The organism is Stygiolobus sp. RP850M, assembly GCF_037389295.1.
Taxonomy (GTDB): domain Archaea; phylum Thermoproteota; class Thermoprotei_A; order Sulfolobales; family Sulfolobaceae; genus Stygiolobus.
Genome location: NZ_JBBHKU010000069.1, coordinates 1 through 25,695 on the forward strand (window position 1 = coordinate 1; position 25,695 = coordinate 25,695).

Consider the following 25,695-nt stretch of genomic DNA (forward strand, 5'->3'; position numbering starts at 1 on the left):
CACCAAGATAAAAACCCCGTGCTCACCCTTAAATAGTATTACGCGAAAACAATTTCTTATAGAACGAGAAAAGATTGTTGAATAAAATTATATTAAATTAACAAAATTGTTGTCCACACTCGAATAAGAAGAGGTTAACTTAATTGTAAATAGTTAAAAAATAATTTTAAATTACAAGGCCTTGAACTTTTCGTGCCACACTTCGTAAGCTTTAACCATTTCTTCATTTACACTGGGTTTTCTAACCTTTAGAACTTCCATGAAGTCGTTAGTTGCTACTGGTCTAGGTTCCGATAAGTTCCTTTCAAACATCTCCTTTACTACCTTAATCTGAGCAGCTTGAACAATATCCTTAATATCGCTCGCTGTATACCCTTCAGTTAGTTCTGCGAGTTGATTCAAATTAACACTACTGTCCAAATTGATCTTAGATGTGTAGTACTTTAATAACGCCAGCCTTTGATTAAAATCGGGAAGTCTGACGTAGATTCTCTTCTGGAATCTCCTTAGGAATGGTTCATCTAATCTCCATGGCTTATTCGTTGCACCTATAACGTAAACTTTGAACGTTTCAGACTTATCTTGTAATCCGTCCATTTCTTTTAAAAATTGGTTTCTAACTCTTACCTCTCCGCCGTTTTCGCTATTATACACACCAAGTAACGCATCTATCTCGTCAATAAATATTATAACCGGTTTATTCTCCTTTTTAGAGAGTTCCCTCGCGTTGTTGAATATTTTAGCTACGTTCTTCTCTGCTTCACCTAGCCACTTAGACATAATCGAAGCAGCGTCGACCTGAATAAAATATGAGTCAATTTCACTAGCCACTGCTGCTGCTATCATAGTTTTACCACAACCTGGAGGACCGTATAAAAGAATGCCTCTAGGCCATCCGAGAGGGAATAAGTCAGGTCTTTTTGTTGGATATACTATAGACTCTTTTAACGCTTCCTTCACATCATCAAGTCCTACTATGTCATTAAAAGAGACCTTAGGTTTTTCCTTTACTATGAGATCCTCTATACTAACAGATGTTGTCTTAGCTTGTTCTTCCCCATTAGCAGGAACTACTTCTTTTAGTACCTCTATTCTTTTTTTATACTCATTAATCATCTGTTCATAGACTTTAACAGCATTAGAATCATGATACAACGCTATCAATTGAGATAAAACTTCTATAGCTTTTTTATAGTTATTTATAGCCTCCTCTATGTTTCCTTCCTTATCAGCTTTTACAGCTGCAACAGCATATTTTCTTGCCATTTCTTCTAACATTGACTGAGCCGACATCTACTCATCCCTCCAATGCTATCAGACCCTTCTGTTCCAATCTCTTTAATAGATTGAGAACTTCTACCTTATCTACCCCATAGTTCTTTGAAATATATTCTAGATCAAGGAATCCTCCCGTACTTCTAATGTAATCCAAGAGTATATCTTCTGTTAATTGGCGCTTTATTTGTATTGCCTGAGCTTTAGGTTTAGGTAATTCTGCCGGAGGATGAGGTAATTCTGGCAAGATTTCTCTAACTTTTACTTCTGCCATCTTTTGAGCCTCATCTAATATCTGCTTAGCTTGTTCGTCAACTATTGCTGGAACTACAGATCTCTCACTTATGGCACCTGTTTCTATAGCAATACTGTTAACACTGCTTGTTATGGAGTCTAACGCTAAAGCCACTTCAGGAGTTACTCCCTTTATCTGATCCTTAAGTTCTCCTAATATTTTCGCAACTGGAATTAGGACTAGAGATACACCTTGCAATTCCTGAACAGTATCGAGCTTTAGTCTGACCTTTTCTATTGCCAAATAAGCAGTATAAATTATTTTGATCATTTTCCTAATGTCAGAGATCTCTTGCGCATAGATAGTAGCCCTAGCAACATCACCCTCAATTTGGGCTCTAACTACTTTTTCGAAGAGCTCCTTGTCCCTCTCCTTTAACCTCCTTATTGCCTCGTCAAGTCTGTCTTGCTGTTCCTTTAGCTTCAATGATATTTCCGTAATCATCTTCCCTAATTGTACTTTTCGCTTCTTATCATTGTTAAAAATTGATGATAACTTATCAAACATCCTAAGTCACTAGATTAGTTACAAAGTATTTATTACCCTTACTGGTATTGGCAAAGGCACTTCACTCTTATTACTTTCCGTCTTTGTAGATTGTTCTGTCTGCGTGGGTAATGAGGGAGAAGGCTTTAAATCCAAACTCTCTTTATCAAGCCCGTCTAGCTTATCTAACGTTTTTCTTATATCATCCCTTTCCGCGGTATAACTCTCTTTAGATTGCCTAAGGATCTCTACCGAATTCTTATATGCAGTTTCTGGTAACTCTCCCGAGATATAACTCATTTTAAGTGCTATTGTAGCCCTATCGATCTGAGATAACTGATCCTCAATTTTGTTTAACCTATCCTTAAGTTTCCCCTTGAGTTTACTTTGTTCATCTCTGACCTTTAACATTTCGGCGTCCAACTTTCTCTTCATATCATCATACATACTCTTTGGGATCTCGTTCTTAGAGTATAACTCCTCTAACGCTTTCTGTCTTCTTCTTATTTTATCCATATATCCTAAAATCTTGTAAGCCTCGCTCCTCCACTCTGGAATTAATACTAATGAATCCCCATCTAATTTCAGACTGTCAGGAGCGTAACTCTTTATCTCATCTCCTTTAGAAATCTCTACGCCAGTTACTGTTCCGTCGATTTCAGTATAAACGTGAAGTAGAATCCCTACATCTCTACCGTAAATGTCCTTTATCTTTTGTCCTATGAACTTCGTTAATACTTCAACTGAAACCGGCATGGTATTACTCCTCAAAATTATCAGCTGAGTATGATTTATTTAAAAGGATTTGGGCTCCTCAGCAGGTAGAGGCTCATCACGGATAAGTGCTTTTAACCCTCATCATCGGCTAGGTAATATTATGATAGATTATTTAAAAAGGATTCCTAACGCAAGTTATGATTTACAATGAGCTTACAAACACTGGAGAATATAACGGGACAATTTTCACAGCTCTTACATGTAAACCCAACACCTCTAGCTTCAACATTCATTATCATAGGATTGTCAATACTAATAATCCTTCTTCTCGGAGGCATCGCTTACGGAGTAGTACAGGCTTTTAAAACCTTGCCTAATATGCCGTTCAGAGGTTTCGTTATCTTAATGTTAGTTATAGCCACGTTCCTATTAATTATAGGAATATTAATACCCTAAAATACTATAACTTTTTCCCGTAATACTCTAAGCCATAATCCCTTTCTATTTCTATGATTCTATTATATTTACTAGTCCTTTCACCTCTAGCAGGAGCACCAGTTTTGATAAAGTCACTTTGAACTCCCACTGCTAGGTCAGCAATAAAGGAATCCTCAGTCTCACCACTTCTATGGCTAACTATAACCTTTATGGAATTCTTTTTAGCCAGCTCTATATAGTCGAAAGTTTCGCTTAAAGTACCAATTTGATTAGGTTTAACTATAGTTCCAATGGTCGACTTCTTCTCAATTCCTTTTTTAAGATACTCCACATTAGTGGTATATAGATCATCACCTATTACTATAGTCTTCTTAAGCTTTGACTGTAGAATAGAAAACCTTTCAAAATCATTTTCATTGAATGGATCCTCTAAATATAGAATAGAATACTCATTTGCTAAGCTAACGTAATAATCTATCATTTCATCCGGAGAGTATTTCCTACCGTCTATCTCGTAGGCACCATCTTTGAAAAAGTCTGAAGCCGCTGCGTCCATACCTAGATAAACTTGACCGTCGTACCCAGTCTGTTTTACAGCCGTATATATGAGATCCAAAGCATCCCTAGTCTTCTCGAGAGGTGGAACGACTCCACCTTCATCTCCTAAGGCAGTGTAGAGTTTACCATATCTCTCTGTTATCAGCTCTTTTAGCCTCTTATAGATTGAAGTCGAGGCGATTAAAGCCTCTGAAAATGTATCAAACTCCTTGGGTATGATAATGAACTCTTGGATTTTAAGCATGTTACCCGCATGAAGCCCACCATTTAATATATTAAGTAAGGGTATAGGAACATACCTAACCCTAGGACCTCCAATATATTTGAAATATTCTAGCCCTAGAAATTTAGAGGCAGTTTTGAGAACTGCTATAGAAGTGGCTATTGTAGTGTTCCCTCCAATTCTACTCTTGTTCGGAGTTCCATCAAGCTTAATAAGAGCTTGGTCTATTGCTAACTGATCCAGAACACTAAAGCCATGGAGTGAATCATTAATTACTGAATTAATTATTCGAACAGCTTCTGTAACTCCGCCATCCTTATCCCTAAGTTCTACAGCTTCCCTAGTTCCCTTTGATGCGCCTGCAGGAGCGTCTCCGAAGTCAGAAATCCCGCCGTAAGTCTCAACCCTTACTCTAACTGTCCTGTTACTTCTAGAATCGAGAATTTGATAACCCTTTACCTTTCTTATTCTGAACGAATCGCTCATTTTAAATCCTTGATTAATATTCAAATAGAGAAGATTAATATATGTTACCTATTTGTTACAGCTCAATACCTTTGATCATATACGGGGTATTAACGCCAGTTTACGCTCGAATCCTAAGGGGAAAGATAAGTAACGAAAAAGCATTTTATATCACTTGGGTCACAGCACCGTTTTTGGTAGCGTATTTTTACCTTCAAACCATAATAACTTTACCAATCTTAATATTTTTCAATATTATAGGATATGTAATAGCTTTGAATAAAAAATACAAATTCATATCCCCTTTACTTCTGACGGCGTCAATATTATGCCAATTAATTTATAGTTTATTTGTATTACATATTACTCATGCCTAGGAAAAAACAGAGCGAGCCAGACGTATGCCCTAATTGTGGAACAAAAGTTGATAAACCGACAAAGACTTGGCAACTAGTATCTCCTCTACCAGATGCATATGGAAGAATAACCATAACAGTTATGGGCTCTTATGAATGTCCTAAGTGTGGACATAAATGGAAAGCAGTAGTTTCAAAAATAAAGGCTGGAGGGAGCTCCGTAGAGGTAGAGGGTAAGAAAGGAGTTAAGAAGATAGGAGAAGAGCAAGAGAAGGAGGAGGAAAACAGAGCCGAAGTAATAGAACTTGATTTGAGTGACCTTGATGAAGATGAAGAAGAGTGACATCATACTTTTAATACTTATTTTAATGATCTATATAGGAGTATTTTCAGGAGTAGTACAGACAGCTAGCGTAGAAGGAGTTTCAATGTATCCGGAATTTCAAAATGGCTTCCTAACTTTCTATACTTCTCCAAAAAACATTAGTGTAGGAAATATAATTATATATAAATCAACTCTAGGAACTTATGTAATTCATAGAGTTATTCAAATTAACCCTCAATATAATAGTTATATAACACAAGGTGTAGATCCAATAACCAATCCCATTCCTGATAATAGAATAGGTTTAGAACAACCTTACGGTGTTCCTCACCAATTCATTATAGGAAAAGTGTTAGAGATTCATGGAATAATATTTTCAATACCTTACCTCGGATATATTTCTATATTATTCTCATTACTTTAAGATAGATATTTTTCCCTCACTTCTCAGTCTGTACACCCTATACGTAGGAGTCACTGAAGAGGGGTGATTTGCAGTAACTTGATCAATCCTACCGACAGAGGTATTTGATGGAGAGTTTAACAGTAATTGCGGATTCTTGTAAGCCTCTTCAACTATCTGCCTAATTGCATCTGCATATTTATCAAGAACCTCTTTCGGTTCGGTTTCAGTAGGTTCTATCATTAAAGCCTCTTCTACGTTAGGCGGGAAATAAATTGTAGGAGCGTAAAAGCCCCTATCGATCAGTGCTTTAGCGATATCATTAGCCGAAATCCCGGTCTCGTTAAACAATTGTTTCGCCGAGAATACAACCTCGTGTTTTCTGGGTCTATCTGAATAAGGTAATGAGAGACCTCTTACTCCCTTGAGTTTACTTATTAGGTAGTTAGTAGCTAGACTACTCAACTTTCCTACTATAGAAATGCCTTCAGAACCTAAACCTAAAATGTATGAATACGCTCTTACAACATTAGCAATATTGCCATAAAAGGTAGCTATCTTACCAATACTTTTAGGCGGAACATAATTTAGTGTAAACTTTCCATCCTTTTTCTGAACTAAGGGATAGGGCAAATAGTCTACTATTTCACCTTTGGCGCATATAGCTCCAGCACCTGGCCCTCCTCCACCATGAGGGACTCCAAAGGTCTTATGGAGATTGAGATGAACAACATCGAATCCCATGTCTCCCGGTCTGACTATTCCCAGTATCCCATTTAGGTTTGCACCATCATAATAGAGTTTAGCATCAACCCTATGAAGAATCTTGGATATCTCTAGAATATCACTCTCAAAAAGTCCTAGTGTATTAGGATTAGTGAGCATGAACCCGGCTGTCTTTTCGCTTGTAACTTCCTTTAATATGTCTATATCTATTAGCCCATCCTTGTTTGTCCTTATGTAGATTACCTTATATCCTGCCATAGCTGCACTTGCTGGATTAGTACCATGAGCAGAATCCGCTATTAACATTTCATCACGATTTCTTCTATTCTTATCTTCATGATATTTCTTTATCATTAAGACACCTGCTAATTCTCCAGCCGCACCTGCTGGAACTTGAAGACTACATTGATCCATACCAGTGATCTCAGCTAACATATTTTGCATCTCGTAAATCATTTCCAGAATTCCCTGAACAGTGTCAAAATCTTGTAACGGGTGATATTCAAAAACTAGCTCTGAAGTTTTTTCTTCCACTTTAGGATTATATTTCATAGTGCATGAGCCTAAAGGCATAAATCCAGTATCCACTCCGAAGCTCATTTGAGAGAGCCTTACGAAGTGCCTAACTACTTCTAGTTCTGATAGCTCTGGTATTTCAGGCTCTTTACTTCTCTTAAGTTTTTCAGGTATTCTTAATTGGATTTCTATTTCCTTCTCGTGTGGAACCAGAGTTCCTATCCTACTATTATTTCCCTTATATTCCGTTATTAGTGGTTCGTCCCACTTAGCTTGTCTCCACATTTTCAATAACCTCCTTCACCTCACTTACTAAAGTGTCGATCATTTGCTTTGTGTGAACCTCAGTAACACAAAACAATGCCTCATTTCTATCAATTTTGATACCACCATGAATTTTCTTCTCTAGCAGATGAGAATGAATTAAGGAGTAATCAATAGGAAATTTGAGCAAGAACTCTTCAAAGAAGTCCCCTTTAAAGGGCGAGATAACACCGTCTATCCTCTCGAACTGTTCTTTCGCATAATGACTCCTCCTATATATCTCCTCAGCTAACTCCTTTAGCCCTTTCCTCCCTAGTAAAGATAAATATACTGCATTTGCGATCGCCATCAAAGCCTCATTAGTAGTAATATTCGAAGTTGCTTTCTCCCTCCTAGCAAATTGCTCCCTAGTTTGTAAAATTAATGTAAAAGCTCTGTTCCCGTCAGAGTCCCTAGTAAGACCTACTATTCTCCCAGGCATTTGTCTGATAAGTTGCCCGTCCCACCTAACTGCCATAATTCCAACTAAAGGACCTCCGTAATTTAAAGGCAAGCCTAGTTCCTGCCCATCACTGATAGCAATATCAACCCCGTATTCACCTGGAGATTTTATAAGACCGAGAGATAGGGGATTAACACCCATAATAGTTATGATATTGTTCCTTTTAGCATATTCGACTATCTCTTCGACATTCTCTTCAAAGATACCGTAATAGTTAGGCTGTTGTATATATATTGCGGTTATATCTTTAGAAGACGATAGTATCTCTTTTGCCTTTTCATACTCTAATTGACCAGAGTTCTTGTTATAAGGGATCTCAACAATTTTTATTCCCTTACCGTATACCCACGTTTTTAATTCCTCCTTATGATAAGGGTTCATGTTTTCTGGGATTAATATTGTAGATCTCTTGTTGATTCTGTTTGCCATCATCACAGCTTCAGCTAAAGCAGAACCCCAATCATATAGAGATGCATTAACTACTTCCATCTCTAATAGTTCCGCAATCAGACTCTGATACTCGAAAAGTGCCTGAAGTAAACCCTGAGTTATCTCTGGTTGATATGGAGTATAAGAAGTATAGAATTCTGAACGGCTAATGATAAATTTTACAGCCTCAGGAACGTAATGAGGGCAAACACCCCCACCCATAAATGGGGGCATGAGTAATTTCATGTTTTTATTTTTTAATTCATTAAGCCTTAACGTAATTTCGTACTCCGATAATGGTTCTTTATAAGGTAAGTTAAGCTCTCTCCTCAATAGGATCTCGTTAGGTACATCGGAGAAGAGATCATAAATATCGTGTACTCCTATTGCTTGAAGCATTTCCTTAATGTGAGCTAGGTTAGGTAGCCACGGATGCATGTCCATATAAATATCAAACAGTTATACTTGATCACGGTTAATAATGTTTAGTTCACCCCTTTTGGATATTGAAATAAAGCTAAATGCGGATATAGGAGAATTCGCAGGCTGGCAAATGCCGATGAAATACACAAGTTATCAAGACGAACACATGGCTGTGAGAACATCATGTGCATTTTTCGACCTTTCACACATGGGAAGACTCAGAATTAAGGGAAAAAATGACGAGTTGGACAAACTGGTCGCCAAGGATATAAACAAGGAAAAAGAAGGAAAAATGATAGGACCTACCGCATTCCTCAATGATAGGGGTGGTTTTGAAGACGACGTAATGTTATATAAGGTCAAAGAGGATGAGTTTCTCGTTGTTACTAATGCTATAAACAGAGAGAAAATAATCAGTTGGATAAAGAAAAATTCCTCACTAGATGTTCAAGACTTGACATTCGATCTAGCTATGATTGCAATCCAGGGGAGAAGTGTGTGGAACTTCGTTGAAAAAGTAGATCTTCAACCTTTAGAATTTAGGTTGAACACAAAATTCATGAGCGAGGATGTATTTTTATTAAGTAGGTCAGGGTGGACGGGAGAGGACGGCGTAGAATTATGGGGACCTCCCGAAACACTCTCAAGGTTGATCACCAAGCTTGTTAATTTGGGTGTGAAGCCAGCAGGTCTAATTACTAGGGACAGTCTGAGGCAAGAAATGGGTTTTGTACTTTACGGGGAGGACATCGATTCAACTACTACACCTATAGAAGCCAGATATTGGGTTTTTTCTCTAGAGAAAGAGTTTATAGGAAGGGACAAGATTTTAGAACAGTTAAAAAATGGAGTAGACAAGATAAGAATCGGATTTAAAGGAAAAAAGAACGAGAGGATCTTACCCAGAAGGGACAATCCGTTTAAAGTTTTAGGTACTCAAGTAGGATATGTTACGAGTAGTACTTACAGCCCTTACTTAAGCAGGGTTATAGGGATGGGCTACATTAAATCGAGTCACCTTTACTTAGGATTTAACTTAAACATTGACGTAAGGGGAAAATTAATAGATGTAAAAATATCAGACTTCCCATTAGTTAAGTGATAAAGATGAGCAACGAAATCGTTGTAGAAGGAAAATATAAGGTCTTAAAAGACAGATACTATACTGAGACCGACGAGTGGATAACTATAGAAAATAATGTGGCTAAGGTAGGGATAACAGATTACGCTCAGAAGAAGCTGAGAGACATTGTAGGAGCTGACTTACCTCAACCAGGTAGGGAAGTCAAAGCAGGAGAACAAGTCGCCACTGTAGAATCAGTGAAAGCTGCTGCCGATATATATTCCCCACTTTCCGGAAAGATAACAGAAGCCAATGAAGAATTAGTTACCTCGCCCGAATTAATAAATAAAGAACCTTATGGTGCAGGATGGATTTTCAAACTAGAAATTTCAGATCCAAAAGAAATCGAAAAACTGTTAAACTACGAGCAGTACATAAATACAATTAAAAAGAGGGAGGGACTGTAAAATGTCAATAGAGGTATTAGAAGGATACGTGCCCGTTTTTCCAAAGCCATCTTACATGGTTGTAGGAATTCCTGACGCTGGACTCGTAGGAGTCATAGCCACCGAATACCTAATAGAAAAACTCGGTTTGAAGGAATTCGCTACATTATATGCCCCAGGTTTACTACCTCCTATCTCCCACGTAAAAGACGGGATAGCTAAATCACCCATAAAACTTTACCATGGAAATAACATACTCGTCTTCCATTCGTGGATAGCAATTCCCTCAGAAGCATTATATCCGATCTCACGAGAGATAGTAAAAATAGCTAAGAAATATGGTATATCAACGATCATCTCAATAACAGGTCTTCCGATAGAAGACAGATTAAATGCTAATACAATAAACGCGTATTGGATAGGTAATAGTGAAGAGATCGCTCAAGAAATGGAAAAAATTGGCTTAATGAAGAAATTCGGTGACGGGTATATCGCAGGCCCCTATGCTCCGTTACTAATTGAAGCTAAAAAAGAGAACATTAATAACTTCACCATAGTAGTGGAATCGTTCTTAGACCTACCTGATCCCGAAGCATCTGCACTAGCACTTTCGATTCTTTCCAAATATATCGGTTTTAACATATCTGTAGACGAACTGATGCAAGAGGCAGAAGAGATAAGAGAGAAGATCAAAGGCTTAATGGCTCAAACAAAAGCCGAACTTCCAAGATACGCGTCTGGCAAACCTATGACCTACGCGTGATGGAAAAATGCCAGTTTTTAAAGATCTGGATGAATTAATCAGATACTTAATATCTAAACAAGAGGAGGAATTTAAGCAGATAGAGCAAGAAATCAAGAGAGAGTTTGCAGAAGTCGAGAACTTCATTAAGTCAAGATCTCCCTTATACTCCGTTGAGGAACTACAAGATTGTTACAAATATGTAATAGACATGCCGAAAGCCGATACATCAAGCCTTAAAATCACAACAAGTGAAAACACTATAAGAGTTTATTGCAAGACAAAAAGCGGTAATACATATTATCTTAAATTCACAATTCCACCAGATGCAGATCCTAATTCTGTTGAAGTAACAAGACACAAATGGTTGATCGTAATTACGGTTAAAAAGAGGCACTAATTTTTTTAAAAGCTTAGAATAAGTTAGAAATGTTTATATAAACGCCGTTTAAGTTTAATAATAGGGAATTATTTTGGCAGAGGAAACTAATAAAACACCAAAAGACGTGGAGACTAGAAAAGTTCAAAGATTAGGTTCATCCTCCCTTTTCATCACATTACCCAAGAAGTGGATTAACAAGTGGGGAATAAAACCAGGGGATAAAATTATTATGGAGATATCTGAAGATGGAACACTAAGGTTAGTAGCGGAAAAAGTAAAGATAAACTACAATAGGAGGAATGTAAAGATAGATATAGATAGCTATAAACAACCCATGACTACAGCAATACCATGTTTATACATCTTAGGATACGACGAGATCGTATTTACTTCAAAAAAGAACATAGATCCTAAAGAATTTGAAGACGTAATAAATTACTCGAAGCACTTGGTAGGAATTGAAGTAGCAGAAACTAGTGAAAACAGTATAAAGCTGGACTGCTTGCTCGATACTGAAAAAATAGGCTCCGAGTCCCTTCTCAGACGTATTCTGAACATTGCATCAAGAAAAGTTGATGAAATTCTAGGATACTTAAAAGGACAACCCTTGGCAGAAGTGCAGCCTAGCTTAGAGGACTTGAAGAGAGTACAATTGATGTTATTGAGAAGGAGTATGGGAGGCAGATACACGTCTGAAAGAGACACATTAAGAAACTTCATAATAGCTATTAACTCGATTATTATTCTCCGTGTATACAACATTATGACTAAATTAAGCAACACGATAAAGAACACTAAACCGATCCTCACTCAAGAACAAGTAAAGATCTTGACGGAAATGTTCCAGAAAATAAATGACTTATTTGATGAGATCATAATGACAATATTATTCCCGAGCGTTAAAAGGATCTCTAACGGCCATAATATAATCTCCCAGTTGAAACAAGGACTAGAACAGCTTAACATACAAGAACCGTTAATCAAAAATTATCTAGAGGAGTTAGTTCAAAGTTTAGAGGAGGCGTTAACAAACTCCTCTTGCTCAATATTTTTGGAAGAATTACCGTGGATCGAGAGAAATTTTAATGCGTGAACAAAAATAGATATGGAGAAAAGTAATGACCACACTAAAAATAAAAAACCTTCACGTGCAAGTTGAAGGAAGAGAGATACTTAAGGGAGTAGAGCTTGAAATTAACTCAAGAGAAATTCACGTACTTATGGGACCTAACGGAAGCGGTAAAACCTCTTTATCATTAGCTATAATGGGACACCCTAAATATAAAATCACGGAAGGTAAAATCCTTCTTGACGGAGAAGATATCACAAACCTGGAGACTTACGAGAAAGTGAGAAAAGGTCTTTTCTTAGCTTTCCAAAATCCTATAGAGATTAGTGGAGTTAAACTTTCTACGCTTCTTGTAGCAGAATATAACAGAATTTACGGCTCCTCAACACAACCCTTACAAGTGATATCACAAGTTAAAGAGCTAAGCAAAACTGTAGGCGTTTCAGACTCACTTTTAAACAGAGGGATTTTCGAAGGATTTAGTGGAGGAGAGAAGAAAAGAACAGAAATCCTTCAAATGCTCCTCATGAAACCTAAAATAGCAATCCTAGACGAGCCAGACTCAGGAGTAGACGTGGATGGATTAAAAGCGATTTCAAATTCTATACTAAAGCTCAGAGAGGAAAACAATACTGGGTATTTGATAATTACTCATTATAGAAGGATCTTAGAACATATCAACGCCGACAGAGTACACGTACTATATAAAGGAAAGATCGTTGCTAGCGGAGGTATGGAGTTAGCTAAACTAATAGATGAAAAAGGTTACGAAGGAATAGTCAAATGATAGACTCTTTTTACAAATTATTCATAAGCAAGTTTAAATTAGATCTTTAACACAGTTAATGTGAGGTAATCCCAATTGCCAGAAGAGAAAATATCCGTTGATCTAAACGAATTAATAAACGCTACAATAGAAGCTAAAAATCACTCGCTCACACAGCAAGAATTCCATAAGAGAGTGGTGGAATCTGGACTTAGCAAAGACGTGATAACCGAAATTTCTAAGATAAAGAAGGAACCTGAATGGATGCTAAGGTTGAGGCTAAGAAGCCTTGAGTTATTTGAAAAACTCCCCACACCTAATTGGCTTCCTGACTTCCTATCAGAGCTAGACGTTTCAAAAATGGAAATTTACATTAAACCAGACGTAGAGAGAACTTCTAACTGGGATCAAATACCACCAGAAATAAGAAAATATTACGAACAGTTAGGAATACCACAATCAGAACAACAATACCTAGGAGGTTTAGTAGCAACTTTTGAATCAGAACCGATATATAGTAACGTAAAAGCGGAACTTCAAAAGAAAGGGGTAATTATGATGCCCCCTGAAGAAGCAGTCCAGAAGTATCCAGATATAGTCAAAGAATACTTCACAAAAATATTCCCAGTCTCAGACCACAAATTCGCAGCCCTACACGGAGCATTATGGAGTGGAGGAGTATTCGTATACGTCCCTAAAGGAGTAAAAATAACAATGCCCGTTGAAGGGTTTTTCATAATAGGTACAGAAATGGAAGGACAGTTTGAACACACACTCCTAATTGCTGATGAGGGGTCTTATATTCACTTTATAGAAGGATGTAGTGCCCCACAGTTTAAGAAGTTCTCCTTCCACGACGGAATGGTCGAACTTTACGCTAAGAAGAACGCATACATTAAATTCACTACAGTTCAGAACTGGAGCAAGAACATAATTAACTTTAATAATAAAAGAGCGTGGGCTGATGAAAATGCAACAGTAGAATGGGTAGAAGGCTCTTTAGGATCAAAATATAGCTTTGTTTACCCCTCCACTATCCTAAGAGGTAAAAATGCAACCTCAACCAGCTTAGTAGTAACATTAGCAAGTGGAGAAGGAGAATGGAAAGATAGTGGTTCAAAAATGATACATGCTGCACCTAATACTAAAAGTAAAGTCGTAAGTAAAAACATCGGATTCAATGGAGGAGTTAATATATACAGAGGACTAATAAGAGTTAACAAAGGTGCAGTGGGATCTAAAGCATTTGTAAAGTGTGATTCGTTAATGTTAGATGAAAAAACTAAAGCCTATACATTCCCCCATAATCAAGTGTTTGAGGAAGATGCAGATGTAGCTCATGAGGCTCACACATTCAGAATGAACGAAGACCAGTTATTCTATCTAGAGAACAGAGGAATAGACGAGAAAGAAGCTGTGTCAATGCTAGTACTAGGATTTATAGACGAGATAATGAAAGAGTTACCATTCGAATACGCTACAATGTTAAACAAGGTTATTAAATTAGAACTCGACAAGCTAGGTGCAGTCGCATAATGTCCATAATAGATTTTTCCTCAGCTCAACAGTATATTTCAAAGTTTAGTAATAAAAGTGAAAGAGAAAGACTTTTATCATTATATTTATCCCTCCCTTATCAGAGGATTAACGATTCCCCTACTCTAAAACACTACACAGACTGGAGCAGATTTGAAAAATTGAACCTACAAGTTAATGATTTCTTGCCCTCGAAGGAAGGAAGAAAGATAGATGGTTATACTGAAATTACTTATCCATCTGAGATCGAAACAAAGGATGAACCCACTAACTCACTTATAAAAGCCGAGGAACATAAGCTAGTAAGCTTAACACTCGCATTATCAAATAAGATCACCATATCTTCATCAAATTTAAAGTCAAAGAAGATCCTATTTTACCACACGTCTTCTGAAGGAGTATTTTATCCCCTAAATTTAGAGGTTAAAGTAGAAGACGGAGACACGATGGACTTCGTTTATATGAGCGATAGTCCGAAGGATGGAATGACCTCATCTGTTATATCCTTTGAAGTAGGAAGAGATGCACAGCTAAATCTTACTATAATAGGGCTTTCCTCTAACCTATTCATTTATTCCAAAGCATTAGTAAAAGGAGAACTTAACACTAACATTTTCACCTCAAGGTCGTTTATCTCACATGTAAGTTACTCAATCGAATTAATGGAAAACGCAATATCTACATTTTCAGCAAAGACCATAGGATTAAATAATGATAATATAAATGTAAGAGTAAGTGTGATTCATAAAGGTAAAAGGAGTAAAAGCGATGGCATGCTAAAGGCTATATCCACAGATTCCGCATTGTCCGTAATAGGAGGAGATGCAACAGTATCAGAAGAGGCGTTAGATTCTTCAACATCTATAATAGGTAGAGCGTATAACATCGGTAAGGACTCTAAAGCAGTAGTTGCTCCAATGTTAGAGGTCAAGACTGGGAGGGTTCAGCTAGCAAAGCACTCAGCTTCTATTTCGAGAGTACCAGATGAGCTTATCTTTTATCTGGAGACTAGAGGATTCAGCAGAAAAGAAGCAGAGTCCATGATAATTAAAGGTTTCATAATAGATGAAAATGATCCTCCGTTCTTAGAGAAAATAATCGACGAAATACTTACGGAGGCAAAAGTATTAGTTTCAGTCTAGTCTCTCTATTCTGACTTAAGCGAAAAATCCCTTATTTATAATCTACGTAAAAGGTAATACTGAGGGAGCATGAGAGTAATCACGTTCAAGGTCGAAGAAGAGTTGTTACAAGAGCTTGATCTCTATGCAGTTAATTCTAGAAACACCAGAAGTGAGATAATAAGAGAGGCCCTCATAAAATATCTGAGAGAAAAGAAAGCCGCCGCGGGGACTTGAACCCCGGACCACCGGCTATCTCGAGATAGACCTTACAAGGCCGGCGCTCTACCAGTCTGAGCTACGGCGGCAAGTTATTATTTTACCCATTAATTTTAAAGTTTTATCCCGTTAATACCGTCAAAACGTTTTTACGATATTACGAGTCTAATAGCTCTAAATATACCCACTTTTTCCGCTAATTCAGCTAGCTCACCTTTCACAAATTTACCATAAAAATCACCAAAATAAATTCCCCCTATCCTGACTATTATGGCTAGTTGGTTAAACCTAAACTTTTCATCCTCCCCTAATGCATTCAACATCGCTCTTCTTCCCGATTGGACTGCTACTTGAGCTGACATTGGTATGAATTTCGTCGTCGTTGCACAATCTCCGGCTCCATATACGTCATCGTAGTCAACCGACTTAAGATAATCATCTACTATCATCCTACCGTTTATATTGGTTAGTCCAATCTCACTGATCATCGGGGAGCCCTTAAATCCTACAGATGAAATTATGAGATCAGCTCTAATCTCATGATCGTTAGTTACTACTAGATTCTTCTCTATTTTTTCTACTTTATTCTTAAGTAATACCTTTACTCCCAATCCAGTAAGTAATTCATAAGCATAAGTTGAAGACTCAGTACTCATAAAAGGTAAAAGCCTATCTTGTGCTTCTATTAGGTAAACTTCCTTCAAAGGATCCATTTCTTTTATAATCCCTGCTAATTCAACACCTAAATTACCTCCGCCTAATATTACAACAGACTTAGCCTTCAACAATTTATCTCTTAATTTTAGAGAATCTTGTATGTCTTCGACTTTCTCTGTATTTGGAAATATTTTCTGAGAATACCCTAGTGCTATTATCAATTTATCATATTGGAACTCGCCCTTGTCAGTGATAACTACCTTTTTCCTAAAATCCACGTTCCTCACTCTAGCAACCAATACTTTATGGTAAGGGATCTTAGCTAACTTCGGATCTCCAGTCTTTATTACGTCCACTAGCCTATGGGTGAGAGTAAAATAACTTTTCTGATCTATAAGTAAAGCGTCAGGATTTGTTTTTAAAGCAGATAAACCTGCAAATCCTCCACCTAAAATTATAGTCTTCATAAGTATATATCAACTTTCAACTTTTTAAAGCTAGTTTCGTAATATTTAAAATTTTCACTTTTTTCTCAGTTCACCTCAAGTACTGAAGGCCCATCGTGAAATGTATATAGAAGATAGATCTAAATACCACTTACTGTCAAACTCATAAGAGTAAGGAGAAATTATCTAAAGTGGTTTCGCAGAACAGAAAATTAAAATTCGGCTAAAAAATTCTAGTTAAGAAGTAAAGGACTTGATCGAGAGACTAAAGAGTTTGTTTTTAATGAATCCTATCAAGTTTGCATTTGAAATCTATGACTCAGAGGTCGATAACGAGTATGCAGATCTTACAGCAATTAATGAGGGTTATTTAATGTTTTACAGAAAATTTAAGCCAATTACGATACTGCTTTACGCGGAGAAGGAAGAGACAGCTAAAAAGTTACTGAGTTCAATAAGGGAAGACAAATTCATACTATTTGTGGAACCTAGATGGAGATCTTTGTTAAACTTTCCAAACAGTAAGATTTATCCAGAGCTCTTGATAGTGTGTAGATCTCCTATAGTCTTTAAGAGAGAGGATGTAGGGAGTTGAATATGAAGGACTCTAATGAAATACTAAAAATCTATGGGAAAGAGAGGGGTAACACGTTACTACAGATGATAAAGAAAACAGAACTACTGCATACGGATTGTTTTTAAACGATCACCTAGTCTCAGCGGCTTATACATTGATTGAACTAGAGAAAGTTGCTGTAATAGGGGAAGTCCTAACTAAGGAAGAATTCAGGAATAGAGGTTTTGCAACTTCAGTTGTATCAATGTTGACTGAAGACCTTATCAAAAGAGGTAAAGTTGCCTCATTGTACGTGAGAGAAGATAACAGCCATGCAATTCATGTTTATATGAAGATAGGATTTATAGAATATTGGAAAAGGTTATGGGTATCTGTGAATACTGATACAAAACCGCTGTAAATATAATAGATGTGTATCTATGCCTTTTTGAATTTTTCTCTTTAACATGAACACTTTAAGTCCTTCGATAAATTAAATAGATATTAATAATAGAGTATACCAAGATATTTTAACTAAATTTAAAAGATAATTCATACTCTATTTCATGCTAAACTATCATTATTTTAATAATAACGTTACATAACATTCCATTAAACTATTATTTAGTTAATTATCACTTTTTCGTCTCCCAACTAAGCCTAGAGAATCTTCTACCATATGCCCCTGAACTTCTGAATATAAACTTTATAACCGAATTAACACTTAAAAAATATAGTGCCGCCGTAGCTCAGCCTGGTTAGAGCGCCGGACTCATACGGCGCAGGGGACATCCGGTTGTCCGGGGTTCAAATCCCCGCGGCGGCATCTCCCTAATCTTTATCATGAATTGAAAGAGATTTACGTTCTTATGAGCGAGTATGATTGGAAACGTCTGAGGAAGAAACTGGAAACGCATAATATCAATTAGGTCTCTGACGTATTTATTAGAAGAGGGGTAGGAATAATAGACATTTTCGGGCTGACGGAGTATCAGAAGATCAAAATCTTAGAGAGGACATTGGAGAAGCGCTTACCAGACAAAGAAAGATAAACGAGGCAACTATAGTCTGGAAGGAATTCCATTCTTTCTATCGACTCCAGAGGACTGCAATATGAAAATGAAAAATATCAGCATTGTTAAGTCAAGCAGAGAAGAGTTATATTAATGAGGTCTATGAATTTGAATGGACTAAATTCCCTATCATTACCTCTTCTTTCAATTTAGTCATAGAGAAAGAATTAGACCTAGAGCGTTGATAATAAGAAGCATTACCGAGGAAATACCTACCGCAGTCCCTACACAAATACCTCTGCCTACCCAAAGGCCTACCACACTTGACAACATGATGACTACTACAAGAAGGACGTGCTAGGTCTTGTCTGATTGTAAGTCTTTTGCTCATAAATAATTCTGGTTATACAAAATATACATAGCTTAATGACTGCACTATGCTCAAACTGACTCAATAAGTAATTCAAGATATATTAAACACTACATTATTTACTATTTCCTTTCTACTATAACCTTGTATACAAACAAAGACGGCAAGAGTGAAGATAACCCTGCTATTATAAAAATTCCATAAAACAAATCCAGTTTTACGATAAATGCAAGTAAGATTGACGCTAACGCTGAGAAGATAGTATCCATCAAGTGGTAAAATGAAGAAATTTTTGTGCTAAAATTTGACAATTTGACTACTGTTTCTTCAACGACTGGTGCCCTTAAGGATGAGGATATGTTGGCTAAGAGTATTAGGGATAAGAAGAGAAATATCGATTCCCGGTAAAACATAGAAAGTGATAAGAAAAGAATTAATTCTGCTATACACAATATTAGGAAAACTTTCTCACTTATTTTATGGCCTATATAAAAGAAAATAATTAGAGGAACTTGAATTATCATGAGGTATAAACTTATTTCCTGCGGGGTATATGTATAAAATACTGTAAGCAGAATTAAAGGTATATAACTTGTGATTGCAACTCTTCTTAAACTTGCAAAGAAGCCAAAGAATAAAACTAACTTCCCGACGTTTTTTAACCAAGAGTAGAGTTCAGATAAACTCTCTTTATTCTCTTCATATCTAAGCATTGATGATAATACTAGGTTTGCAAACAATAGAGGAATAAATAATATGAGGAGAATTTTTATCCCTATTATTCTACTCAAGTAGAATATTCCTAATCCTGCTAAGCTGAGGGTGTGAGTTAAGGTCATCATTATTGAATAATCCTTTCTCGTAAATCCTTTTTGAAGTATTATAACTGAGGAATTTATAGAGTTGGAGATACCCATAAAAATTGCAGAGAGGGTGAAAGTAAGGAAGGATCTTTGGATAATTAAGATTATTAGTATAAGAAGTTCTAATGCCGCTGAGACCAAGAGATTCCTCTTTATCGAGAAAGACACCAGAATAATGTATGTGATAAATTGAGATATTGATATAGTGCTTAATATTAACCCTATTTGAAAGTCATTTAAGCCTGATATTTTCATTAAAACTAGGAACGCAAAACTCATGAAACCTATGAAAAATGAGATAATTGACTTATATGCTAAGTAATAATTCTTCATTTAGATTCATCCGTTATATTTTTTGAAAATGTTGACTAAGTTATCCACGAAGTCTTTAGGATATTCTCCAGTATACTGCAAGAATGGCTTAAAATACCTCTCTACTAACTCTTCTTGGCTTAATTCTCTTGATAACTTATCTATCTCAGCAAGGGGTAAATTAAAGTAGTAGATGGTGGGATCTTTAACTTTTGCCTCTTCAAAAGCTCTTCTTCTAGATCTACACGGCATACATATGCCGCAATGCATTTTTCCAGATACAATGCAACTATGAGTTTTTGTAAAATCTACGCCTAACTCATTACCCAACTTAATAACTTCACTTTTTACCATTGTGTGAAAAGGTGCCATAACCTTAAAACCCATAAGAGATTCAATACCTTTTAAGATACTCATTTTATTACTCCACTCATCCTTAAGCCAGCCCACAAACATGGTATTTAGATTCGGATAAGCAGAAAAAGATGTTAGAATTTCTATCACAAACTGATACTTAATTATATATTGTATAGAATCTATTGGAGGGAGATCGAAAGACTTAATATAAGAGGAAAAATCAATAATCTTTAGAGGGATATCGAGCTTTTTAGATAATTCTTTGACTAACTCTAATTCTCTCGTCTGAGGAGGATAGCCGTAATATATGAAAGTTCCATGCAACACATATTTATCTTTAAGATAATACGCTAACACTGTGGAATCTATTCCTCCAGTAAGTTGAATAATAGCTTCCTCAACCATGATTATCTCCCGTAAGGGTCTTTTGCCGGCATATAATATGCTATATGTGACATTGAATCTATTCTTTTATTATTCTTTATCTGATTGAAATTAGCATCTTTGTATTTAAATATCATAACCTCATCAAATGGTAATTTTCTGCCACCATATATTTTATATTCTCTAATGGCGGCCTCGTAATACATTCTACACATAGAGTCTACTTGTATCTGATTATAAACTCCAGATATTATATTGTCATTTTTTGTGTCAGATATACTGCATAACCCGGCGAAAGTATTCAACCGGAATTTTTCATCAATAAACCCAACTAATTTAACTTTACCAACTCGTACCCCGTTAATAGTCTTAACTATACCTTTCTGATATCCTTGGAATACTATCTCACCCTCGTCGTTTAGGGTTAAATATGTAACATTTGCTTCTAATGGAAAACCTTCTAATGTTCCCGCGACAGAACTTATGTTAACCGCACCTTGATAAGCTTTTGAATAAATAGAATAATCCCAGCAAATTATGGAGCCATCACTAGCAGCTTGCACTTCATATTTAGTTAGTGATTCCCACTCTAAATAGAGAGACGAGATATTAGTCTTTGTATCGTATGAACCAATGCCAAGTCCTCTATAAGTTTCATCATTTAAATTAACTTCAATAATAAAAATGGTATTTATCTTGGAACTATCATAAAAGTTATAATACGATTTTAGAAAATCTTTGAATTGTTTATCTTCTAACTCACTATTTTCAATTTTTATCTCGATATTAGAAACAATGAACTTTATTTTGGGTATTAAGTTTTTCCCTATTATGTATTCAACTTTAGAACTGATTTCCATCTATGCCTGGATAAATTATTTTATATATGTTTAATAAAGATACTGTATTTAGAATATAGAGGAATATATAGAAAATGTATATTATATTAAGTTTTTTCCGATCTTACTCTACATAATATATTTTTGCCGAAGTTACAACAGTTTGGAGACAGTGTCGTAATTAACCTACAAATTCTGGAATTAACATTCTCTCCCACAAGACTAGGACTATGTAGTACATCATGGTACTAATACTCCTATTTACTGTCTTAGTAGTCCTCTTAAAACGTACGAGCCTATCCCTCAATGAAGAGTGCAGCGATTCGTTAGGATTAACGGGTGAGATAACCGTATGATCTTTCAACCAGACAAGTTATAAAAGCTTCTCCCCCTCGTTCCTTCACCCATCTTTTACTGTCCTCTTGTCTCTCACGTAAGTCCTTTTTTCCTTTCTTATACTTGAAGCCCAACTTCTTGGGGACTGGGCTTAAACTCCTTGGGTTGTATTTCATTCCATATTACTTCTTAAGTATATAGACTATGAGCTTCAAGATTCAGAAGTCGTAGTTCAAGCCGAAATCTCTTGGACTCTTTTCTAAGATTTGGACGAGCTTTTTCTCTTCCTTCAGTTTCGTGGGTCCCTCCCTCGGCTTAGCGCTCCAGTCATCTTTTCTTAGCTATTTGCACACGGTAAAGACGGAGACATTATACTTCTTGACCGCGTCCTTTATTCTCATATCATTCTTCACGTCTTTTATACGCTAATTCTCCTCTCTTCCTCTTGTTTCTTGTTGAGACTTATACCATGCATTCTAGATTTCGGCATACAATTTAGTATTACTCATGAAACATAAATCTTGCCCTTTAAGGTCTGACAAAGTATAAGATAAGAGAGTATTGTCTTATATAGAGATGAACTTTGAAATGCGTTAACTGAGGAGTTTAACGGTTTAACGTGTTATGCGCAGTAGATGTGAAAATCAGATATTCATTGCAATAATAAAATTAACGTATATTGTTATGGCTTTAACAAATCGCGTTAAATTGAAACGGTCAATTTAACGTCTTAAGCATCCGGTTGTCTGGGGGTTCAAACCCCCCGCGGCGGCTCTTAACTACATTTGCTAATAATTTCGCACAGTTTTCTCGATAAGACGGCCTGCTAAAAAAAGTAAGAATTTTACAACAACATTAATACAATTTGTACGTTTAAGCCTTTATCTTTCCCCGAAACGATACTTATACGTCTCAATCTTACTCCTCAAATTGTCAACCAACATTTTAGTCTCAAAGCTTACATTCTTCCCCTCCATAGCCTCCTCAGCCCTTGCCAGATACTCCTTAGCCCTCAAGTACAAATCCTTGTTATCATAAGCTACAGCATTTTGCAAATACATCATGCCGAGCATGGCTAACCGCTTAATATATTCCTCACCCTTAGCAAACTTGAGATTAACCTCAAATCTCCTTATGTATTTTTCATCAATAGGCTGCCCACTATCTGGTAAGATTGTAATTGGACTCCTTTTCGTGAAGGGAGTGATAAGATTACGACTCTGAAGATATTTCCTAAAGTATGTTACTGAGATTACAATTACTACTATTGGAATTATTGTACTAAGGGTATTAGCTAGAGTTACATTGTGTAATAAATAGTAAGGAATCGAAAACGACACTACAGTAGCTATTACTGCAGGGAGACCTATAAACAGCAATCCTAAACCAACCCATTTCAAAAAAGATAATAACTTCTTTCCCTCCATAACTCTTCCCTTAGTTAAATTTATTTATAAAGTATAAAATTTTATTATATTAGCAACATAAACCAGCTTTCTGGCATAAATATTCACCACCTAGACCGCAAGCAGTTGCTACTCCTAATGAGATGATTAATTGAAGTAATTCATCACAAGAAGGTACGCATATCGTTACACAGATAGGGTAGATAATAGGGTCCCAAGTAAATATTAAACAAACACTAGCACAAGCTTCCTCACATGCCACGCTTTCAGCGACGCCTTCAGCTAGCAATCCACATAGTACCGAAACTATTGCTTTACATATTTCGCATTCTATCGGATTTGGGTCCTTTCCTTCTTCACTCTTTTGTTGCAAAGGGTAAGGTTGGTATAGCTTATCTGGTATTAGCACTTCCTTATTCTCTATCCTCTTAGTCTTGGTTCCGCATCCAGACACGCCTTCCTTAATCAAAATTCTGTGCTTATCCCCTTCCTTTCCTACGTACTTCACTTTAAAACTTCTTAGTATACTTTCAGAACCGTAGTTTATCCTATAAGTTATCTCGTGATCACCGAAAGGATCACCCTCTATTAACTGACTCCACTGAATTATCTTTGACGGTTGTCCTTCATATTCTATTAATGTCACTCCTTGTCTAAAAACTTGCTTATTATCTTTCTTCTCTTCATAATGTAACAATTTAATGCTCTTAGGCTTTAAACCCTGAGGCATGAAATAATTGAGAACCTTAAAAAAAAGTTAACTATAATGGAGTATCTTAATATTATTCATCACTTATTTTGCTTCTAACCTAACTAGGTTACAGTTTGAAAGAGTGTACAATTGTCTTTTGAAACTGGATGCAACAGAAGAATTCCTTAAATCAGCATATAGATGCTAACAGCCTTAACAGATACCCAGTAATCTGGTTTATATTGCTAATATAATAAAATTTTATGCTTTATAAAGGTAAAGGCAATAAATATTTAGTACCGTAATTACTATGGTGAGTAAGATGAAAAAGCATGGAACAAAGAAAGATCATTTTTGGTCCTACAAAAGAGATATCAACTTTAAAATATGTCTTGCTCAACCTATTACTTGCGGCATTACCATCAGCTATAGTATTTATTTTAGCCTATGATATTATTTATAACTTTTTACATAGCTTCATATTATCCGCTACCTTAAGCACTCTAATATTTTCGACATTAGGTGCGATATTATCCACTTACCTTAACAGATATCTTATGAGGCGCGGGATAATACTCCCTGGAATAAGGAAAAAAGAAGCTAGTACTAAGTTTATGATTTCTCCGGAGAGTGGACAACCTATTGATGAAAAAGTGATTAAGAGGTATGAGAAAGCGTTAGAGTTTTCAGATAAGAAGTCAGAGAATTATGTTGCAGAGTTGGCCATGCTCGGCATGATGTATTTGCAAAATGCTGTAGCTTATGATAACAAGGATTTGTACTTGAGGGCTAAGGAGTATCTGGCAAGGGCTGAGGAGGCTATGGAGGGGAAGAATGTAAGCTTTGAGACTAAAATGTTGGTTGACAATTTGAGGAGTAAGATTGAGACGTATAAGTATCGTTTCGGGGAAAGATAAAAGCTTAAACATAGATAATTAATTGCGTAAATTATCATATCAAATCCTTACTCTTTTAGCAGTTGACTTATCGAGAAACTGTCCAAAATTATTAGCAAATGTAGCATTAACATACGATTAAAAACAAGGTAGTCGTATATAATGTTAACAGCTCGGAAGATGTTGCTTCACAAGGATTTGGTGTAATAGGTAGCGGAGGCTTGTCTACTATGTGGGCATTAATACATTTGGGATATTCCCCGACTAACGATATGAAGAAGGCACTGACTTTAGGTCTATTTGCTAAATTTTAAGCTGAGGTGTCTCACGGGCTGAATCCTTTTTCACGTTGATAGAAATCTTTTTTATATTTGTTTGTAACAAACTTTTGTTGATAAAGGATGATCTCTCACACCGATGTGGGCTATGCCCAAAAGGGTGAGAGTAATTGCAGAGATGTGAGCCTCGTGCCGTTGGGCTCAAAGGAGTCCCATGACCCACCTACCGTTAAGTTTGGTAGGTGGTTGAGGGCTAAGTCCCTACACTCGATCATGATTGATCATAAAATGAGTGAAATGAAAGTGTAGGGACAAACGGTAGGAGAGTCTACCGACGTAGTAATAGTATATTGTAACAAGAATAAACTAATAATTAAGCAAATAGATCAGAGAGTTGTAGATATTATCAGAGGCAATTATAAAAAATTGCTTAGAACACAAAAAGGAATTGTTGAAGATACTAGTAAAAAGCTTACTTTAAACCTCGATTGACTTTCTAAACCTTGGAGAGAATATGCTTTTCTAATCCTTTGTTATCATAAGCTA

27 protein-coding genes, 2 tRNA genes and 4 pseudogenes are annotated in these 25,695 nt (G+C 36.3%); 17 read left to right on the top strand and 16 right to left on the bottom strand.

Going from position 1 to position 25,695, the window contains the following annotated elements; all coding sequences use genetic code 11:
* Nucleotides 1-171: 171 nt before the first annotated feature.
* Genes cdvC through cdvA form a run of 3 tightly spaced genes read right to left on the bottom strand, consistent with a single transcriptional unit; the run spans nucleotide 172 to nucleotide 2,812 of the window.
* A complete protein-coding gene (gene cdvC / locus WIW52_RS09165) occupies nucleotides 172-1,293 on the bottom strand; it encodes a cell division protein CdvC (protein ID WP_337710051.1) in 1,122 nt (373 codons plus the stop codon).
* Between the two features lie 4 nt (nucleotides 1,294-1,297).
* Nucleotides 1,298-2,077 (bottom strand): cell division protein CdvB, encoded by a 780-nt coding sequence (gene cdvB, locus WIW52_RS09170; protein WP_337710052.1) that lies wholly within the window; start codon nucleotides 2,075-2,077, stop codon nucleotides 1,298-1,300.
* Between the two features lie 18 nt (nucleotides 2,078-2,095).
* Nucleotides 2,096-2,812, bottom strand: coding sequence for a cell division protein CdvA (cdvA, locus tag WIW52_RS09175; RefSeq protein ID WP_337710053.1), 717 nt, complete (start codon nucleotides 2,810-2,812; stop codon nucleotides 2,096-2,098).
* A 168-nt stretch (nucleotides 2,813-2,980) separates the two neighbouring features.
* Between cdvA and WIW52_RS09180 the strand changes: the two genes are divergently transcribed.
* Nucleotides 2,981-3,229: a hypothetical protein gene (locus WIW52_RS09180; RefSeq protein WP_337710054.1), complete on the top strand. Its 249-nt coding sequence runs from the start codon at nucleotides 2,981-2,983 to the stop codon at nucleotides 3,227-3,229.
* A gap of 4 nt (nucleotides 3,230-3,233) precedes the next feature.
* Here the strand turns inward: WIW52_RS09180 and eno are convergent, their stop codons facing one another.
* Entirely contained in the window at nucleotides 3,234-4,478 is a 1,245-nt protein-coding gene (gene eno / locus WIW52_RS09185) for a phosphopyruvate hydratase (protein WP_337710056.1), read from the bottom strand.
* A 348-nt stretch (nucleotides 4,479-4,826) separates the two neighbouring features.
* Here eno and WIW52_RS09190 point away from each other — a divergent pair, with 348 nt between their 5' ends.
* Together WIW52_RS09190 and WIW52_RS09195 are read left to right on the top strand one after the other, a co-directional pair.
* Complete coding sequence (locus WIW52_RS09190; RefSeq protein WP_337701333.1) at nucleotides 4,827-5,156, top strand: chromatin protein Cren7; 330 nt, start codon at nucleotides 4,827-4,829, stop codon at nucleotides 5,154-5,156.
* Nucleotides 5,137-5,562 (top strand): signal peptidase I, encoded by a 426-nt coding sequence (locus tag WIW52_RS09195; protein WP_337710058.1) that lies wholly within the window; start codon nucleotides 5,137-5,139, stop codon nucleotides 5,560-5,562. Before WIW52_RS09190 ends, WIW52_RS09195 begins: the two co-directional genes overlap by 20 nt.
* Here the strand turns inward: WIW52_RS09195 and gcvPB are convergent.
* Both gcvPB and gcvPA read right to left on the bottom strand, forming a co-directional pair.
* A complete protein-coding gene (gene gcvPB / locus WIW52_RS09200; protein ID WP_337710097.1) occupies nucleotides 5,554-7,068 on the bottom strand; it encodes an aminomethyl-transferring glycine dehydrogenase subunit GcvPB in 1,515 nt (504 codons plus the stop codon). The genes WIW52_RS09195 and gcvPB overlap by 9 nt on opposite strands.
* Nucleotides 7,052-8,422: an aminomethyl-transferring glycine dehydrogenase subunit GcvPA gene (gcvPA, locus tag WIW52_RS09205; protein ID WP_337710060.1), complete on the bottom strand. Its 1,371-nt coding sequence runs from the start codon at nucleotides 8,420-8,422 to the stop codon at nucleotides 7,052-7,054. The genes gcvPB and gcvPA overlap by 17 nt, the downstream gene beginning before the upstream one ends.
* Before the next feature lie 37 nt (nucleotides 8,423-8,459).
* Here gcvPA and gcvT point away from each other — a divergent pair, with 37 nt between their 5' ends.
* From gcvT to WIW52_RS09250, 9 genes are all read left to right on the top strand, one after another.
* Nucleotides 8,460-9,503, top strand: coding sequence for a glycine cleavage system aminomethyltransferase GcvT (gene gcvT / locus WIW52_RS09210; protein ID WP_337710061.1), 1,044 nt, complete (start codon nucleotides 8,460-8,462; stop codon nucleotides 9,501-9,503).
* A 5-nt stretch (nucleotides 9,504-9,508) separates the two neighbouring features.
* Nucleotides 9,509-9,931 carry a glycine cleavage system protein GcvH gene (gene gcvH / locus WIW52_RS09215; RefSeq protein WP_337710062.1) on the top strand — a complete coding sequence of 141 codons (423 nt, stop codon included), beginning with the start codon at nucleotides 9,509-9,511 and terminating at the stop codon, nucleotides 9,929-9,931.
* 1 nt (nucleotide 9,932) lies between these two features.
* Nucleotides 9,933-10,673, top strand: coding sequence for a proteasome assembly chaperone family protein (locus WIW52_RS09220; RefSeq protein ID WP_337710063.1), 741 nt, complete (start codon nucleotides 9,933-9,935; stop codon nucleotides 10,671-10,673).
* A 7-nt stretch (nucleotides 10,674-10,680) separates the two neighbouring features.
* Nucleotides 10,681-11,052 (top strand): Hsp20/alpha crystallin family protein, encoded by a 372-nt coding sequence (locus WIW52_RS09225; RefSeq protein WP_337710065.1) that lies wholly within the window; start codon nucleotides 10,681-10,683, stop codon nucleotides 11,050-11,052.
* Nucleotides 11,053-11,125: 73 nt separating this feature from the next.
* Nucleotides 11,126-12,127 carry an AbrB/MazE/SpoVT family DNA-binding domain-containing protein gene (locus tag WIW52_RS09230; protein ID WP_337710066.1) on the top strand — a complete coding sequence of 334 codons (1,002 nt, stop codon included), beginning with the start codon at nucleotides 11,126-11,128 and terminating at the stop codon, nucleotides 12,125-12,127.
* A 25-nt stretch (nucleotides 12,128-12,152) separates the two neighbouring features.
* Nucleotides 12,153-12,890: a Fe-S cluster assembly ATPase SufC gene (gene sufC, locus WIW52_RS09235; protein ID WP_337701317.1), complete on the top strand. Its 738-nt coding sequence runs from the start codon at nucleotides 12,153-12,155 to the stop codon at nucleotides 12,888-12,890.
* Nucleotides 12,891-12,965: 75 nt separating this feature from the next.
* Nucleotides 12,966-14,405, top strand: coding sequence for a Fe-S cluster assembly protein SufB (sufB, locus tag WIW52_RS09240; RefSeq protein WP_337710068.1), 1,440 nt, complete (start codon nucleotides 12,966-12,968; stop codon nucleotides 14,403-14,405).
* A complete protein-coding gene (locus WIW52_RS09245; RefSeq protein ID WP_337710070.1) occupies nucleotides 14,405-15,547 on the top strand; it encodes a SufD family Fe-S cluster assembly protein in 1,143 nt (380 codons plus the stop codon). The genes sufB and WIW52_RS09245 overlap by 1 nt, the downstream gene beginning before the upstream one ends.
* Nucleotides 15,548-15,616: 69 nt before the next feature.
* Nucleotides 15,617-15,763 carry a ribbon-helix-helix protein, CopG family gene (locus tag WIW52_RS09250; RefSeq protein ID WP_156007956.1) on the top strand — a complete coding sequence of 49 codons (147 nt, stop codon included), beginning with the start codon at nucleotides 15,617-15,619 and terminating at the stop codon, nucleotides 15,761-15,763.
* Here the strand turns inward: WIW52_RS09250 and WIW52_RS09255 are convergent.
* Together WIW52_RS09255 and WIW52_RS09260 are read right to left on the bottom strand one after the other, a co-directional pair.
* Nucleotides 15,745-15,834 (bottom strand) — tRNA-Thr (locus tag WIW52_RS09255). The two genes, WIW52_RS09250 and WIW52_RS09255, sit on opposite strands and share 19 nt — an antisense overlap.
* A 60-nt stretch (nucleotides 15,835-15,894) precedes the next feature.
* A complete protein-coding gene (locus WIW52_RS09260) occupies nucleotides 15,895-16,869 on the bottom strand; it encodes an NAD(P)/FAD-dependent oxidoreductase (protein WP_337710072.1) in 975 nt (324 codons plus the stop codon).
* Between the two features lie 232 nt (nucleotides 16,870-17,101).
* Here WIW52_RS09260 and WIW52_RS09265 point away from each other — a divergent pair, with 232 nt between their 5' ends.
* The 3 genes and pseudogenes from WIW52_RS09265 (at nucleotide 17,102) to WIW52_RS09275 (ending at nucleotide 18,230) form a co-directional block, all read left to right on the top strand.
* Entirely contained in the window at nucleotides 17,102-17,443 is a 342-nt protein-coding gene (locus WIW52_RS09265; protein ID WP_337710073.1) for a hypothetical protein, read from the top strand.
* A 91-nt stretch (nucleotides 17,444-17,534) separates the two neighbouring features.
* A pseudogene (locus WIW52_RS09270) lies at nucleotides 17,535-17,825 on the top strand (GNAT family N-acetyltransferase); the annotation flags it as partial.
* 317 nt (nucleotides 17,826-18,142) lie between these two features.
* A tRNA-Met gene (locus WIW52_RS09275) sits at nucleotides 18,143-18,230 on the top strand.
* A 419-nt stretch (nucleotides 18,231-18,649) separates the two neighbouring features.
* Here the strand turns inward: WIW52_RS09275 and WIW52_RS09280 are convergent.
* The 8 genes and pseudogenes from WIW52_RS09280 to WIW52_RS09315 all read right to left on the bottom strand — a co-directional run.
* Nucleotides 18,650-18,808: pseudogene (locus tag WIW52_RS09280) on the bottom strand (IS1/IS1595 family N-terminal zinc-binding domain-containing protein); the annotation flags it as partial.
* Nucleotides 18,809-18,909: 101 nt separating this feature from the next.
* Nucleotides 18,910-19,983 carry a hypothetical protein gene (locus WIW52_RS09285; RefSeq protein ID WP_337710074.1) on the bottom strand — a complete coding sequence of 358 codons (1,074 nt, stop codon included), beginning with the start codon at nucleotides 19,981-19,983 and terminating at the stop codon, nucleotides 18,910-18,912.
* Nucleotides 19,984-19,989: 6 nt separating this feature from the next.
* The gene (locus tag WIW52_RS09290) at nucleotides 19,990-20,724 is read right to left on the bottom strand and encodes a 7-cyano-7-deazaguanine synthase (protein ID WP_337710075.1); all 735 of its coding nucleotides are present in this window, start codon (nucleotides 20,722-20,724) and stop codon (nucleotides 19,990-19,992) included.
* A gap of 2 nt (nucleotides 20,725-20,726) precedes the next feature.
* Complete coding sequence (locus WIW52_RS09295; protein WP_337710076.1) at nucleotides 20,727-21,563, bottom strand: hypothetical protein; 837 nt, start codon at nucleotides 21,561-21,563, stop codon at nucleotides 20,727-20,729.
* 160 nt (nucleotides 21,564-21,723) lie between these two features.
* A pseudogene (locus WIW52_RS09300) lies at nucleotides 21,724-21,909 on the bottom strand (IS1 family transposase); the annotation flags it as partial.
* A 10-nt stretch (nucleotides 21,910-21,919) separates the two neighbouring features.
* Nucleotides 21,920-22,368 (bottom strand): annotated as a pseudogene (locus WIW52_RS09305) (IS630-like element ISC1078 family transposase); the annotation flags it as partial.
* A 391-nt stretch (nucleotides 22,369-22,759) separates the two neighbouring features.
* On the bottom strand, nucleotides 22,760-23,305 hold the full coding sequence (locus WIW52_RS09310) for a hypothetical protein (RefSeq protein ID WP_337710078.1): 546 nt from the start codon (nucleotides 23,303-23,305) through the stop codon (nucleotides 22,760-22,762).
* A 49-nt stretch (nucleotides 23,306-23,354) separates the two neighbouring features.
* Nucleotides 23,355-23,981, bottom strand: a complete 627-nt coding sequence (locus tag WIW52_RS09315) for a hypothetical protein (protein ID WP_337710079.1) — start codon at nucleotides 23,979-23,981, stop codon at nucleotides 23,355-23,357.
* Nucleotides 23,982-24,307: 326 nt separating this feature from the next.
* Between WIW52_RS09315 and WIW52_RS09320 the strand changes: the two genes are divergently transcribed.
* Together WIW52_RS09320 and WIW52_RS09325 are read left to right on the top strand one after the other, a co-directional pair.
* Nucleotides 24,308-24,892: a hypothetical protein gene (locus WIW52_RS09320; protein WP_337710082.1), complete on the top strand. Its 585-nt coding sequence runs from the start codon at nucleotides 24,308-24,310 to the stop codon at nucleotides 24,890-24,892.
* 380 nt (nucleotides 24,893-25,272) lie between these two features.
* A complete protein-coding gene (locus tag WIW52_RS09325; protein WP_337710084.1) occupies nucleotides 25,273-25,458 on the top strand; it encodes a hypothetical protein in 186 nt (61 codons plus the stop codon).
* Nucleotides 25,459-25,695 lie beyond the last annotated feature (237 nt).

Excerpts from the sequence above, each read along its gene's own strand:
- WIW52_RS09320 (WP_337710082.1), top strand. The coding sequence starts at position 24,308 with ATGGAACAAAGAAAGATCATTTTTGGTCCTACAAAAGAGATATCAACT.
- WIW52_RS09190 (WP_337701333.1), top strand. The coding sequence starts at position 4,827 with ATGCCTAGGAAAAAACAGAGCGAGCCAGACGTATGCCCTAATTGTGGA.
- WIW52_RS09250 (WP_156007956.1), top strand. The coding sequence starts at position 15,617 with ATGAGAGTAATCACGTTCAAGGTCGAAGAAGAGTTGTTACAAGAGCTT.
- WIW52_RS09325 (WP_337710084.1), top strand. The coding sequence starts at position 25,273 with ATGATCTCTCACACCGATGTGGGCTATGCCCAAAAGGGTGAGAGTAAT.
- gcvPA (WP_337710060.1), bottom strand. The coding sequence starts at position 8,422 with ATGGACATGCATCCGTGGCTACCTAACCTAGCTCACATTAAGGAAATG.
- WIW52_RS09285 (WP_337710074.1), bottom strand. The coding sequence starts at position 19,983 with ATGAAGAATTATTACTTAGCATATAAGTCAATTATCTCATTTTTCATA.
- WIW52_RS09290 (WP_337710075.1), bottom strand. The coding sequence starts at position 20,724 with ATGGTTGAGGAAGCTATTATTCAACTTACTGGAGGAATAGATTCCACA.
- WIW52_RS09260 (WP_337710072.1), bottom strand. The coding sequence starts at position 16,869 with ATGAAGACTATAATTTTAGGTGGAGGATTTGCAGGTTTATCTGCTTTA.
- cdvA (WP_337710053.1), bottom strand. The coding sequence starts at position 2,812 with ATGCCGGTTTCAGTTGAAGTATTAACGAAGTTCATAGGACAAAAGATA.
- WIW52_RS09245 (WP_337710070.1), top strand. The coding sequence starts at position 14,405 with ATGTCCATAATAGATTTTTCCTCAGCTCAACAGTATATTTCAAAGTTT.
- sufC (WP_337701317.1), top strand. The coding sequence starts at position 12,153 with ATGACCACACTAAAAATAAAAAACCTTCACGTGCAAGTTGAAGGAAGA.
- WIW52_RS09220 (WP_337710063.1), top strand. The coding sequence starts at position 9,933 with ATGTCAATAGAGGTATTAGAAGGATACGTGCCCGTTTTTCCAAAGCCA.
- eno (WP_337710056.1), bottom strand. The coding sequence starts at position 4,478 with ATGAGCGATTCGTTCAGAATAAGAAAGGTAAAGGGTTATCAAATTCTC.
- cdvC (WP_337710051.1), bottom strand. The coding sequence starts at position 1,293 with ATGTCGGCTCAGTCAATGTTAGAAGAAATGGCAAGAAAATATGCTGTT.
- gcvH (WP_337710062.1), top strand. The coding sequence starts at position 9,509 with ATGAGCAACGAAATCGTTGTAGAAGGAAAATATAAGGTCTTAAAAGAC.
- WIW52_RS09295 (WP_337710076.1), bottom strand. The coding sequence starts at position 21,563 with ATGGAAATCAGTTCTAAAGTTGAATACATAATAGGGAAAAACTTAATA.
- gcvT (WP_337710061.1), top strand. The coding sequence starts at position 8,460 with ATGTTTAGTTCACCCCTTTTGGATATTGAAATAAAGCTAAATGCGGAT.
- gcvPB (WP_337710097.1), bottom strand. The coding sequence starts at position 7,068 with ATGTGGAGACAAGCTAAGTGGGACGAACCACTAATAACGGAATATAAG.
- WIW52_RS09180 (WP_337710054.1), top strand. The coding sequence starts at position 2,981 with ATGAGCTTACAAACACTGGAGAATATAACGGGACAATTTTCACAGCTC.
- WIW52_RS09225 (WP_337710065.1), top strand. The coding sequence starts at position 10,681 with ATGCCAGTTTTTAAAGATCTGGATGAATTAATCAGATACTTAATATCT.
- WIW52_RS09195 (WP_337710058.1), top strand. The coding sequence starts at position 5,137 with ATGAAGATGAAGAAGAGTGACATCATACTTTTAATACTTATTTTAATG.
- WIW52_RS09310 (WP_337710078.1), bottom strand. The coding sequence starts at position 23,305 with ATGGAGGGAAAGAAGTTATTATCTTTTTTGAAATGGGTTGGTTTAGGA.
- cdvB (WP_337710052.1), bottom strand. The coding sequence starts at position 2,077 with ATGTTTGATAAGTTATCATCAATTTTTAACAATGATAAGAAGCGAAAA.